The sequence below is a fragment of the Tardiphaga sp. genome (genome assembly GCF_028290785.1).
In the GTDB taxonomy this organism is placed as follows: Bacteria; Pseudomonadota; Alphaproteobacteria; order Rhizobiales; family Xanthobacteraceae; genus Tardiphaga.
Genome location: NZ_JAQGJD010000001.1, coordinates 1 through 13,093, shown reverse-complemented (window position 1 = coordinate 13,093; position 13,093 = coordinate 1). Strand labels below are relative to the sequence as shown.

Annotated in this window: 12 protein-coding genes; 1 reads left to right on the top strand and 11 read right to left on the bottom strand. The window is 63.6% G+C overall.

What is annotated here, in order from left to right:
* Positions 1-3 precede the first annotated feature (3 nt).
* On the top strand, positions 4-1,806 hold the full coding sequence (locus JWR89_RS00060; protein ID WP_299710189.1) for a glycoside hydrolase family 15 protein: 1,803 nt from the start codon (positions 4-6) through the stop codon (positions 1,804-1,806).
* Positions 1,807-1,848: 42 nt separating this feature from the next.
* On the opposite strand, the gene JWR89_RS00055 is transcribed toward JWR89_RS00060, so the two are convergent.
* The 11 genes from JWR89_RS00055 to JWR89_RS00005 form a co-directional block, all read right to left on the bottom strand.
* Positions 1,849-2,661 carry an HAD family hydrolase gene (locus JWR89_RS00055; protein WP_299710186.1) on the bottom strand — a complete coding sequence of 271 codons (813 nt, stop codon included), beginning with the start codon at positions 2,659-2,661 and terminating at the stop codon, positions 1,849-1,851.
* On the bottom strand, positions 2,658-3,149 hold the full coding sequence (locus JWR89_RS00050; protein ID WP_299710232.1) for a gluconokinase: 492 nt from the start codon (positions 3,147-3,149) through the stop codon (positions 2,658-2,660). Before JWR89_RS00050 ends, JWR89_RS00055 begins: the two co-directional genes overlap by 4 nt.
* A gap of 19 nt (positions 3,150-3,168) precedes the next feature.
* Positions 3,169-3,909 (bottom strand): 6-phosphogluconolactonase, encoded by a 741-nt coding sequence (gene pgl, locus JWR89_RS00045; RefSeq protein WP_299710184.1) that lies wholly within the window; start codon positions 3,907-3,909, stop codon positions 3,169-3,171.
* Between the two features lie 2 nt (positions 3,910-3,911).
* Entirely contained in the window at positions 3,912-5,423 is a 1,512-nt protein-coding gene (zwf, locus tag JWR89_RS00040; RefSeq protein WP_299710181.1) for a glucose-6-phosphate dehydrogenase, read from the bottom strand.
* A 6-nt stretch (positions 5,424-5,429) separates the two neighbouring features.
* Complete coding sequence (gene gnd, locus JWR89_RS00035) at positions 5,430-6,458, bottom strand: phosphogluconate dehydrogenase (NAD(+)-dependent, decarboxylating) (RefSeq protein ID WP_299710179.1); 1,029 nt, start codon at positions 6,456-6,458, stop codon at positions 5,430-5,432.
* 17 nt (positions 6,459-6,475) lie between these two features.
* Positions 6,476-9,328 (bottom strand): bifunctional transaldolase/phosoglucose isomerase, encoded by a 2,853-nt coding sequence (locus JWR89_RS00030; protein ID WP_299710176.1) that lies wholly within the window; start codon positions 9,326-9,328, stop codon positions 6,476-6,478.
* A gap of 246 nt (positions 9,329-9,574) precedes the next feature.
* Positions 9,575-10,027 (bottom strand): DsrE family protein, encoded by a 453-nt coding sequence (locus JWR89_RS00025; protein ID WP_299710174.1) that lies wholly within the window; start codon positions 10,025-10,027, stop codon positions 9,575-9,577.
* Between the two features lie 11 nt (positions 10,028-10,038).
* Positions 10,039-10,665, bottom strand: coding sequence for a hypothetical protein (locus JWR89_RS00020; RefSeq protein WP_299710172.1), 627 nt, complete (start codon positions 10,663-10,665; stop codon positions 10,039-10,041).
* Between the two features lie 122 nt (positions 10,666-10,787).
* Positions 10,788-11,456 carry a DUF4286 family protein gene (locus JWR89_RS00015; protein WP_299710169.1) on the bottom strand — a complete coding sequence of 223 codons (669 nt, stop codon included), beginning with the start codon at positions 11,454-11,456 and terminating at the stop codon, positions 10,788-10,790.
* Position 11,457: 1 nt separating this feature from the next.
* A complete protein-coding gene (gene pip / locus JWR89_RS00010) occupies positions 11,458-12,456 on the bottom strand; it encodes a prolyl aminopeptidase (protein WP_299710167.1) in 999 nt (332 codons plus the stop codon).
* Positions 12,446-13,093 (bottom strand): SPASM domain-containing protein (locus JWR89_RS00005; RefSeq protein ID WP_299710164.1); only part of this gene is annotated, 648 nt, incomplete at its 5' end. The genes pip and JWR89_RS00005, both read right to left, overlap by 11 nt.

Genomic DNA, 13,093 nt, shown 5'->3' with positions numbered 1-13,093 from the left:
GCCGTGACTGGCCTGATCGAAGACTACGCCTTGATCGGGGACTGCGAGACCGCGGCGCTGGTCAATCGCAACGGCTCGATCGATTGGCTGTGCTGGCCGGCATTCGATTCCGATGCGTGTTTTACGGCTTTGCTCGGCGACGAGACACACGGTCATTGGAAGATCGCGCCCGCGGCTGAAGTGACGAAATGTTCGCGGCGCTATCGCGGCGATACGCTCATACTGGAGACCCGGCTGGAAACCGCCGAGGGCGCTATCACCTTGATCGACTTCATGCCGCCGCGCGGTGCAGCCTCCGATGTCGTTCGCATCGTGCGCGGCGAGACCGGCCGCGTGAAACTGCGAATGAACCTGGTGATCCGTTTCGGTTTCGGCGTGGCCATTCCATGGGTCCGGCGCACCGAGGACGGGGCGCTGCTCGGCATCTGCGGCCCCGACATGGCGGTGCTGCGCACGCCCGTCGAGACCCACGGCGAGAATCTGACCACGGTCGCGGAGTTCGAGGTCAATGCCGGCGACAGCGTGCCGTTCGTGCTGACCTACGGCCCGTCGCACCTGAAAGTGCCGGCACCGATCGACCCCAACCAGGCCTTGAAAGACACCGAGGAATTCTGGTCGGAATGGAGCGGTCGCTGCACCTATGACGGCGAAAATTGCGATCTGGTGATGCGCTCGCTGATCACGCTGAAGGCACTGACCTATGCGCCGTCCGGCGGCATCGTTGCGGCACCCACCATGTCGCTGCCCGAGAAGCTCGGAGGCGCCCGTAACTGGGACTACCGCTTCTGCTGGCTGCGCGACGCGACCTTCACGCTGCTGGTCCTGATGAATTCAGGCTACACCGAGGAAGCGCTGGCGTGGCACAACTGGCTGCTGCGCGCCGCGGCCGGCTCGCCGGCGGACATGCAGATCATGTACGGTATCATGGGTCAGCGCCGGCTCCTGGAATGGGAGGCCGACTGGCTGCCGGGCTACGAAGGCGCGCAGCCCGTGCGCGTCGGCAATGCCGCGCACGCGCAATTGCAACTCGATGTCTATGGCGAGTTGATCGACGCCTTTCATCAGTCGCGGATGGCCCACCTCGAACTGGATGGCGAGACCTGGGCGGTGGAGCGCCAGGTGCTCGAACACCTCGCTTCGATGTGGGACCAGCCCGACCACGGCATCTGGGAGCGCCGCGGCGACGGCGCGCATTACGTGTTCTCGAAAGTGATGTGCTGGGTGGCGTTTGATCGCGGCATCAAGAGCGCCGAGGCCTACGGCCTCGAGGCGCCGCTGGACGACTGGCGAGCCCTGCGCGACACGATCCACCGCAATGTCTGCGACAAGGGCTTCAATCCAGCGCTGAACGCTTTCGTCGAATATTACGGCGCCGACGTGCTCGATGCCAGCGTGCTGCTGCTGCCGGCGGTGGGCTTCCTGCCGGCCTCGGATCCGCGCGTACGGGGTACGATTGCCGCGACCGAGAAATACCTGATGCGGGATGGCTTTGTGCTGCGACACGATCCGCGCGAACAGACCGGCGAAAAACAACCGATCGAAGGCGCGTTCCTGGCCTGCAGCCTATGGCTGGCGGACGTCTACATCCTGGCCGGCGAGATTGGCAAGGCGCAGGATTTGTTCGACCGGGTAGTGGGTATCGCCAACGATGTCGGGCTGCTGGCTGAGGAATACGATTCGATTGCCAAACGCCAGACCGGCAACTTCCCGCAAGCGCTAACCCACATCGCGCTGATCAACACCGCGCACAATCTCTGTGACGCCAAGCGCTCCGCGGAAAAACCGGTGATGCAGCGATCCAAATAGACTTCGTCTTCCATCTCCTTGTGGGCGAAGGAAGCAAGAGGCTTAGCCACCCGCATTCCTTCGCAAGATCATTTCTACCGCGCCTGAAAATCCGTCTTCTTCATTCGACGTCGTCACATCCGTCGCCAGCGCTTTCACCGCGTCCGTCGCGTTGCCCATCGCCACCGACATGCCGCTCACCTTGAACATAGGCAGGTCGTTCTGCATGTCGCCGATGGTGGCGATCGCTTCGAGTGAAATCCCGAGCCGCTTGGCCATCGCCGTCACGAACGTACCCTTGTTCTGGCCCGGCGGGGTGATGTCGAGATAGTAGTTCTGCGAGCGCACCGCGACGGCCTGATCGCCGAGAGCCGCTTGCGTCGCGGCTTCGCAGCGCTCCAGCAGCGGGAAGTCGGCGCTGGCGCCCACGATCTTGCAGGCCTTCGCCAGGAACGGCGTGAAGTCATCGACGATCACCGGGTCGTGCTGAATGGTGTTCTGCTCGTGCGGCACGTATTTGCCATCGTCGCGCTTGATCAGCCACTCCTCGTTGGTGAACAGCCAGATATCGACGCCGTATTCCGTGAGCACCTCGACGCTGCGTTTCGCGGCTGCTTCCGGAATCAAATGCTGCTCGATCGCCTTCAAACGGCCATCGACCATCGAACTTCCGTTGAACGGCCCGATCGGCAGCGTGATCCCTAGCGGCTCGACCAGAAACCGCATTCCGACCGGCGGCCGGCTGGAGGTGATGGTGAAGCCAATGCCGGCATCGTGCAGCTTCTGCACAGCGGCTTTGGCCCCCTCCGTCAGGATCTTGTCCTTGGTCACCATGGTGCCATCGACATCGGAGACAACGAGGGCAATGCGGGTCATGAGATCTTCCTGTTGGGTATTTGCGCAAGGATAGCATCGATGATCGCCTCGACGGAGGCGTCAATTGATACTGCGATCGGGTTTTCATCCGCGCCGGGCGGCTGCAGCGTGGCGAACTGGCTGTCGAGCAGACCGGGCGGCATGAAGTGGCCTTTGCGCGCGGCCATGCGCGACGCGATCAGCTCCGGGCTGCCGTCGAGATAGACGATGCGGACGTCATCGCGGCCGTGCACCAGCACGTCACGATAGGCGCGCTTCAGCGCCGAGCAGGCGACCACCACATGGCCGCCTGCATCGATGACGCGGTCGATCTCATCGGCAATCGCCTGCAGCCATGGCCAGCGGTCTTCGTCGGAGAGGGGATGGCCGGCGCTCATTTTCGCGACGTTGCAGGCGGGATGGAAACTATCGCCGTCTGCAAACGCCCAGTCGAGCCGTGCGGCGAGTTTTTCTGCAATGGTGCTCTTGCCGGAGCCGGACACGCCCATCACGACCAGCGCGCGCGCGTCAGGCACGAAAATTCTCCGGAAGCGCCGCGCGGTCGCACAGCCACACGGTTTCGCCCTCATAGGAACGGGCGCGGTTGGCGGGCAAGTCCTTGCCCGCCAGCACCCGCGTCATGATGGCGCGCTTGTCGGCGCCGCTCAGTTCGAACAGCATCTCGTGGCACGAACCCAGCGCCGGCAGGGTTAGGCTGACCCGCGGCACGAACGGCGCCACATGGGCTTCGGACACTCCAACCACCCACTCGTCGGTGACCTCGATGGCCGGATAGCCCGGAAACAGCGACGCGATGTGGCCGTCGGGGCCGACGCCAAGCAGCACCAGGTCGAACAGCGGTTGCGGCGGATCGAGCACGTTGGCGCCGTAAAAGCTCTTCAGTTGCTCTTCATAGAGACGCGCGGCCTCGTAGGGGCTGTGGGCCTCGGTGGGGATCGGGTGAATATTGGCGGCCGGGGCGCAACGATCGAGGAAGATGCCTCGCGCCATGCTCATATTGTTCAGCGGATCGCCGGTTTTGACAAAGCGGTCGTCGCCGATGAACCAGTGCACGCGATCCCACGGAATTTGGCTCCGGTACGGTTCCTTGCCGAGCACGTCATAGAGCTGCTTCGGACTGGAGCCGCCGGTCAGGCAGATCGCGATCCGGCCCGGATTGCTGTCGATCCGGGCGACAACGCGATCGGCTGCGGCGACTGCAAGTGCCGCCGCATCGTCCACCACGATAATTTTGCGACCCAGCCCCATCGTCAGCTCAACTTCCGCCAACTGCGGCCGTCGCGCGTCATCAGCTCCTCCGCCTCGACCGGGCCTTCACTACCGGCCTCATAGTTTTTCAGCCCGTCGGAGCCGGCTTTCTTCCAGGCGTCGAGGAACGGCTGCACCGCGCGCCAGCCGGCTTCGACGCCGTCGGCGCGCTGGAACAGGATGTTGTCGCCGATCATGCAGTCATAGATCAGCGTCTCGTAGCCGGTCGATGGTTCGGCCTTGAAGTAGTCCTTGTAGCGAAACTTCATCTCGACGCCGTCGATCTGGATCGAGGGCCCCGGAATCTTGGTGTTGAACTGCAGCGCGATGCCCTCGGTCGGTTCAACGCCGATCACCAAATAGTTTTGAGACAGCTTCTCCACCGCGGTGTCGCGGAACATGGCGAACGGGGCCTGCTTGAACTTGATGGCCACTTCGGTGCGCTTGATGCCGAGGGCCTTGCCGGTGCGGAGATAGAACGGCACGCCGGCCCAGCGCCAGTTGTCGATAGTCAGTTTCAGCGCCGCATAGGTCTCGATGGTCGAGTCCGGCTTGACGTCTTTGGATTTGAGATAGTCCTCGATCTCGGTGTCGCCGATCTTGCCGCCGAGATATTGCCCGCGCACCGAGTTCTGCAGCGCCTCGGCCTCGGTCTGGATGCTGATGGCGCCGAGCACCTCGGCTTTCTCCGAACGCACGGCGTGCGCCTCGAACTTGGCGGGTGGCTCCATGGCCACCAGTGACAGTAGCTGGAACAGATGGTTTGGCACCATATCGCGTAGCGCGCCGGTGGCGTCGTAGAAGCTGCCGCGGTGGCCGACGCCGAGTTTTTCATCGACGGTGATCTGGACGTGATCGATGTGGTTGCGATTCCAGAACGGCTCGAACATGCCGTTGGCGAAGCGCAGCACCAGGATGTTTTGGACGGTTTCCTTGCCGAGGTAGTGATCGATCCGGTAGATCTGCTTCTCTTCGACGATACTGAGCAACTCTACGTTCAGCGCTTTGGCCGACTCCAGATCGGTGCCGAACGGTTTCTCCACCACCAAGCGCCGCCACGAGCCGTTCTCCTTCAGCATGCCGGTGCGGCCAAGCTGGCGCGCGATCGGCGCGAAGGCGCTGGGCGGCGTCGCCATGTAGAACAGCCGGTTGCCGGTGGTCTCGCGCCGTGCCTCAAGCTTGTCGAGGTCTTCGCGCATCTTGTCGAACGATGCCGGCTCCTTGGGATCGGCCTCGATGAAGGTGACGCATTCTAGCAGCCGCTGTGCAATCGCGTCATCCACAGGACGGGTTGCGAACTGCTTCAGGCCCTTCATCATGTCGTCGCGCAGTTCCTCGTTCGACATCGTACCGCGGGCGACGCCGACGACGCAGAATTTCTCCGGCAGCAGATGCGTGGCTGCGAGATTGTACAGCGCCGGAATCACCAGCCGGTGGGCGAGATCGCCGGTGACGCCGAAGATCACGAAGGAGCAGGGGTCGGGGATCTTGGTGGCGGGCTTCGCATCGGTCACTGGCAATCAACCTTTCGGCTTGACGATTTCAGGTGCAGCCTGCTTGACCGGATGGGGATGCTGCTCCGGCTCCTTGTGGCCGCCGAAGCCGGCACGCATCGCCGACAGGATTTTTTCGGCAAAGGTGTGCTCCTTGCGCGACCTGAATCGCGCGAACAGCGCGGCGGTCAGCACCTCGGCTGGCACCGATTCATCAATCGCAGCGTTCACCGTCCAGCGGCCTTCGCCGGAATCCTCGACATAGCCGGAATAGGTATCGAGCGTCTCGTTCTTGGCCAGCGCGGAGGAGGTGAGATCGAGCAACCATGACGGGATCACGCTGCCGCGGCGCCAGACTTCGGCGATGTCGGGCAGGTTGAGCGTGAAGCGATGCGCCTCCGGAAGGACTTCGAGATCGGCATTCTTGAGAATGTCGAAACCCTCGGCATAGGCCTGCATCAACCCGTATTCGATGCCGTTATGGACCATCTTGACGAAGTGCCCGGCGCCGACCGGGCCGGCGTGGATGTAGCCCTGCTCGATGCGCGGATCGCGGCCGTCGCGGCCGGGGGTGAGCGGGATGTCACCGATCCCTGGCGCCAGGGTCGCAAAGATCGGGTCGAGCCGATCGACCACGGCCTTGTCGCCGCCGATCATCATGCAGTAGCCGCGCTCAAAACCCCACACGCCGCCGGAGGTGCCGACGTCGATGTAATGCAGGCCCTTTTCTTGCAGCGCCTTGCCGCGGCGGACATCGTCCTGCCAGAACGTGTTGCCGCCGTCGATGATGACATCGTCCGGCTCCAGCAGTTTCGAGAGCGCGTCGATGGTGGTCTCGGTAATCCGGCCGGCCGGCAGCATCACCCAAACCGTCCGCGGCTTGCTGAGCTTGCTGACGAATTCTTCCAGCGAAGCGCCGCCAACCGAACCCTCACCGACGAGCGCCGCCACAGCCTTCGAGTCTTTGTCGTAGACCACGGAGGTGTGGCCGTTTTTCATCAGGCGGCGGACAATATTGCCACCCATCCGGCCGAGGCCGATCATGCCGAGCTGCATCTGGGAAATCCTTGTTGTCAGTTGAGGGCGGCGAGGATCGCCTTGTCGAGGTCAGCGAGGCCCGCCTTGAGATCGCCCTTGAGATGCACGCGCAGCGCACGACGGCCGCGGTCGGTGAGCACGCCGAAATCGCCGCGCGCCTGCGCCGCCTTTATCACGCCGAACGAGGCGCGGTAGTCGGGGATCGGCAGATCCTGTGCGTCGTCGGTGGTGATCTGCAGGAACACGCCGCTGGCGGGGCCGCCCTTGTAGGCCTGTCCCGTGGAATGCAGGAAGCGCGGGCCGAATTCGGCGCAGGTCGCCACATGCTTGGTGTCGCGCACCGCCATCCGGATATGCTGCAGGGTGGCGATATTGGCGGCATCGCGTTCGACATAGCCGAGCAGCGCGACATAGTAGCCGCCGCCGGCGCGGGCGAAATGAGCCTTCAGCCAGGACGCCAAATCGCCGTTGGCGCCGGCCTTGCGCAGGGCCGCGGCATTGATGTCGTCCGTGTAGAGATCGGCGGCTGGCGTCGAGATTACAGGCGTCTCCGGCGGTAGCGAGCCGGTCTTCTCGAAGGATTCCGTCAATTCCCGCGTCTTGATCTTGGCGGCCTCGACGTCGGGCTGGTTGAACGGGTTGATGCCGAGGAGCGAGCCGGCCACCGCGGTGGCCATTTCGAAGCGGAAAAATTCCTGGCCGAGATGGTCAATGGATTTCATCACGATACGTGCCACCGGATGACCGGCCTCTTCCAGCGCGTCGAGCTTGGCGTCATGCGACGCGTCGTTCTCGCCGTCGGTGCGCAGATCGATGAAGAAGCGATCGGTGCCGTAGACTTCAGGCGCTCCCAGCGTCTCGCCGTCGATTGGGATCAGGCCGCGTCCGTCCTTGCCGGTGGATTCAGCGATCAGCTGTTCGGCCCAGGCGCCAAAATCGGCGACCTTCTTCGATGACAGGATGGTGACCTTGTCGCGGCCGTCGAGGCCGGCAGCGCCCATCGCAAGACCGAGTTGCACGCCGGGATTCTCCGACGGCGGCACGTCAGGGCCGCACGAGCGCACCATCGACAGCGTCAGATCAAGCAAGTTTGTGAGATCGATGCCCGCGGCAGCAGCCGGCACCAGGCCGAACGGCGACAGCACCGAATAGCGTCCACCAATGGTGGGGTCGCCATGGAAGATGCGCGCAAACTTCTGCGCCTTGGCAACCTTCTCCAGCGACGAGCCGGGATCGGTCACGGCGACGAAGTGGCCGCCGGCCTTGTCGGCGCCGACTGCTTCACTCACCTGCGCGAAGAAGTAGTTCTTCATCACGTTCGGTTCGGTCGTGCCGCCGGATTTGCTGGACACGATGAACAGCGTCTTGGCGATGTTGACCGCGGCCCCCATGGCGCGGACCTGCGCCGGGTCGGTGGAATCCAGCACGTGCAGTTTCGGGAAACCCGAGACTTTCGCAAAAGTCTGCGCCAGCACTTCGGGCCCGAGGCTCGAGCCGCCCATGCCGAGCACCACGGCGTCGGTGAAGCCCTGCGCCTTTACCCACTCCGCGAAGCCGGCATAATCAGCCAGTTTGGCCTTCTCGCCGGCGGGGCTGTTCAGCCAGCCCAGCCACTTGTCTTCGTCCTGACCGGACCAGACCGACTTGTCCTTCTGCCACAAACGCCGAATTTTGGCGGAGGCGCGCCACTCCTCGGTGTGGGTCTCGACCGACTTCGCGATGACGGTGCCAAGCGCAAGCTTCTGCCCGTCGAGGCTGCCGGCCATGGACGTCGCGCGCTTGTGCGCCACCGCGCCATACAGCTTGTCGGCGGCATCGGCGAACTGCTTGACGCCGTCCTTCACCAGGTCTGCAGTGATCTTGTCCAGCGAAATGCCGGTGTTTTCGAGATCTGCCAGCACCTGCTTCGCTGCATCGACATTCTCTTCTAGGCTGTCGCGCACTTCGCCGTGGTCGCGGAAGGCATCCAGCGTCGCCGGCGGTACGGTATTGACGGTGTCCTTGCCGATCAGCTCTTCGACATACAGCGTGTCGCGGTAGTCCTTGCTCTTCACCCCGGTAGAGGCCCACAGCAGCCGCTGCGGCTTTGCGCCCTTCGCGACCAGTTTTTCCCAGCGTGCGCCGGCAAACAATTTTTTGTAATCCTGATAGGCCAGCTTGGCGTTGGCGATCGCGACCTTGCCCTTGAGCGCTGCAAGCCGGGCCTTCTCGGTTGGATCGTTGGCCTTGGCAATTTTTTCGTCGAGCTGCTTGTCAACCTGCGCGTCGATGCGGCTGACGAAAAAGGAAGCGACGCTGGCCACATGGGACGGATCGCCGCAGCCGGCAACATATTTTTCAAGCCCGGCGATGTAGGCCTCGGCGACGTCGCGGTAGGTCTGCTGCGCGAACAAAAGCGTAACATTGATGCTGATGCCTTCGCCGATTAGCTGCTCGATGGCGGGCAGGCCTTCGTCGGTGGCCGGTACCTTCACCATCAGGTTTTTTCGCGCTACGTTCTTCCAGAGCCGCTGCGCCTCGACGACGGTGCCCTTGGTGCTCAGCGCCAGGTAGGGCGAGACCTCCAGGCTGACAAAACCGTCGGCGCCCTTGAGGCTGTCATAGACCGGCTTCAGCACGTCGGCGGCATGCTGGATATCCTCGATGGCCAGCGTCTCGAACAGGTCCGCCACCGGGAGGTCGCCGGACTGCAGCGCCTTGGAGATCGGCGCATCGTATTCGTCCGAACTGCCGATCGCCTTTTCGAAGATCGATGGGTTCGAGGTGACGCCTTTGACCGCGTCGCTGTCGATCAGCTTCTTGAGGTCGCCCTTGGCAATAAAGCCGCGGGCCAGAAAGTCCAGCCAGACGGCCTGACCATGAGATTCAAGTGCTTTGACAGGATTCATGATGCCTTGTTCTGTTCGATCCGGGTGCGCGCGACAGCCATCGGGCGACGGCGAGCCGGGGACTGCACCGGCACACGCGCCTGCTGTCCGATCTGATGATCGCCCCAAACCCCTACGTCTTGCAAGACAAAGGGTTCCTTTTGGCGCCCGGTCAGACTATCGCGTTTTCGTGTTCGTTGGATGACGGAGCTGCCCAAAAAACGGCACTGTTGTTGGTCTCAGCACTGCGAGCACAGGCAGACCAACTCACGGCCGCAGGTAGAGATAGCCCTGCGACTGCAGCTCCGCGATCAGCACCACGCCGCCGCGGTCCGCGCTGACGAAGCCGGGCTGCAGCTCCGCCAGCCTGACGTTCTGCGCTTTCATCGTATTGCCGCAGGCGGCTGGTTGCAGTCCTGCTTTCGAGAGATGGCTGAAACGCGATGTGAAGTCGGGGTTGGCCGATGCCAGATGGAAGGCGCGCAGCGCCGGGCCATGGATCACCAGCGCGATGGTCACGTTGTCGGGACCGCCGACGCCGTCATAATGGTCCTGGATATTGCCAAGCACGAATTGGACGCGGTCGAGATCGTTGAGGTGATAGACCACCTTCAGCTTTGGCGACGGGCTCTCGTCCGCCAACGCCGCGGCTGTCCGCGCCCCGGCAAGGCCTGCACCGATCGACGATACGGCCGCCCATAACATGCTTCGTCGGTTCATGGCCGGCTCCGCTACTTGGTCCGCATCGCGATGCGCTGGTCGGGGTCTTCGACCAGCGACTCGCAGTCCTTCAGCGCGGTGCGCTGCAGCCGGAAGACTTTGTCGTCGCTGCCGCCTTCCAGTGCCGGGCTGGTTTCGTCATCGGGCTTGCTGTTCTGCCAGATGCGGACGCGTTCGATCCGAACCACCGCGCCGTCGCCATCCTTGGGCAGGCCGACGCTGATGCCGCCGCCGTCGCACTCGACGCTGCAGCTCATCCGCAATTCGCCATCGGTTTCTTCGTTTTGTGCGTGGTTGCAGTAGCCGCTGGAATCCCAATCGCCCTTGCGGTCGCGGTATTTGAAGCCGAGCTTGAACGAGTAGGGTTCGCGATTTTCCGGCGACGGTTTTCGCGCGATGACCAGCACCTTCATGGCGCCGACCTTCTGCCGGGAATGCCGCGCCAGATGGGCGGCATCGTAGCGCCGGTTGAAGCAGGCATAGGTCGTGTCGGCGTCCATCGGCTGGGCAAACAGTTTGGTGTCGAGGCTGGCGGACGCGGCCGCATCGACCTTGCGCGGTTCATCCTCGGCGCGGGCAACCGTGGTAGCTACGGCGATGAGGAGGGCGGCAGCGGCGATCGAGGAAACGCGGGACATGGCGGCATCCGAAGGTGAAAGGCCGGTGTCGGCCGGTTTCACATGGGTCGCGGCAGTGGCCGGATGCGTTCAAATCTCTCGTGCCCTGGCGCGGAGCAGCGCTGCGTCTACGACAGGATGCCTCAGAGATCCGACTTCGCCAGGTCCCACATCAGCCGGTAGGTGCCGGCAGAAATTAGTGTCGCGGAGGCGGCGGCGATCGCGGCGTCGAAGCGGCCTTGCATCACGGCAGCCACGGCTTCCACGTCAGTGCCGTCGATCATCACATACCAGTCGCGCGCCGCGGGATTCGGCGCGGCGGGATCGTCGGTCAGGGGCTTCGACAGCCGCGGGTCGCTTTCCATCAGATGCATCGAGATGATGCCGTCCAGCGTGCCGGGATCGAGCTGCGCCACGATGCCTTCGCGCAGCGCGGGGGCACCCGTCTCCGGCGGACGGATTCGCACCAGGCCAAGCGCCGCGCCTCGGCCCTGGCCGCGGCTGGCCGTGATCCGCGCCACCGAGCGCAGCATGTTCCGGAATCTGCCGATATTGGCCTTCGACCACGCGGTCTGGTTCGCCAGCGCGGTGCGATAGGCGACGCTGTCGAGCACGTCGAAGTTTGCGGTCGAATACAGCCCGAGATATTTTGGCGCGGCATCCACCGCGACATAGCGCCGGGCTTCCAGAAAACCCTCGATGGCGACGCGCTCGGCAAGGTGTTCGCGATCGTACCAGGCATTGAATTCGCGCTCATGGGCGGCGTCGATATCCATCGACGTCATCAGCATGCCCGTTCCGGCCATCGGCATTTTAGCAGTCCTGTGATTTCAGTTTCGAGGCAACGTCAGCGATGGCTTTCATCACCGCATCGCGGACGCCGGGGTCGTACAGCGAATGGCCGGCGCCTTCAACAATGCGGATTTCGGCGTCGATCCAGACCGCCGCCAGCGCATGCGACGTCGCGGGTGGGCAGAGGAAATCGAAGCGGCCCTGCACGATGATGCCGGGAATGCCTTGCAGCGTGCCGGCTTCCGCGAGCAATTGCCCGGGCTTCATGAAGCAATCGTGCTGGAAGTAGTGCGCTTCCATGAACGGCGTGGCAGGCATCGGCTTGGAGGTATTGGCGAGCTCTGCCACATCGAGCCGCGTCCGCTTCGGCGCGTGTTCTGAAAGGATGCTCTCGGTACCGCCCCAGGCCCGCGCTGCGGAGGTGTGGACGGCCGCATCGGAATCCAGGATGCGGCGATAGTAGTTTGGCAATGGCGATGCGCGTTCACCGGCGGGCAGTGCGCCGAGAAAGTCCTCGTACAGGCCGGGATAATGCCGCGGCAGAACGTCGAGGAAGGCGCCGTCGAGCTCTTCCCGCGTGCCGAGAAACGTCGCGCGCAGCACGATGCCGCTGACGTGGTCGGGATGCGCCTGCGCATAGGCCAGCGCCAGCGTCGCCCCCCAGGAGCCGCCGACCACCAGCCATCTGTCGAAGCCGAATTTTTCGCGGACCAGTTCCATGTCGGCAATCAGATGAGCGGTGGTATTGGCCTCGCGAAAACCCCGCGGTTTGCTGCGGCCGGCACCACGCTGGTCGAACAGCACGGTATGGAAACGTTGCGGATCGAACAGCCGGCGATGGTCGGGCTGGCAGCCGCTGCCGGGCCCGCCATGGAGATACACGGCAGCGACGCCGTCGATGCGGCCGACGCTCTCCACGTAGATTTCGTGGCCGTCGCCGACATCGAGGTGTTCGGAGGTCAGCGGCGCGAAGGGATCGGCACTTGCAGCGGCTTTGCCGGCATCGGCGTCAGGCGCCATGATCGTCCGCTTCCAGCGTGCCGCCGGCAAAGTTGCGGTAGATGAAACGGCTCTCGCCGTGCGCGGATTCGGTCTCGGCCATCTTGAAGATTTCCTCGTGCCGCGGCGATAGCGTGCAGGCGGGGTCGGTATTAGCCGCGTCGCCGGTCAGCGCAAAGGCCTGGCAGCGGCAACCGCCGAAATCGATCTCCTTGAAGGCGCAGCTGGCGCAGGGTTCGGGCATCCAGCCGGTGCCGCGATAGCGGTTGAACGCTTCGGAGTTCTGCCAGATCCAGGCGATGGAATGGTTCGAGCGCACCGATTCGAATTCCAGCCCGGTGATGGTCTCCGCCGCATGGCACGGCAGGATCTTGCCGGCCGGCGAGATGTTGAAGAACTGCCGGCCCCAGCCGCCCATGCATTTCTTCGGCCGCAGCGCATAGTAATCCGGCACCACGTAGTCGATGTCGAGAATGCCCTTCAGGCGCACGGTAGCGTCCTCGACGATGCGGCTGGTCTCCTCGATCTGCTCGATGGTCGGCATCAGGGCGGCGCGGTTCTTCAGTGCCCAGCCGTAATACTGCACATTGGCGACTTCGAGCCGGTCGGCATCGAGATCGACCGCCATCTGGATGATGTCGGCAAGCTGGTGCAGGTT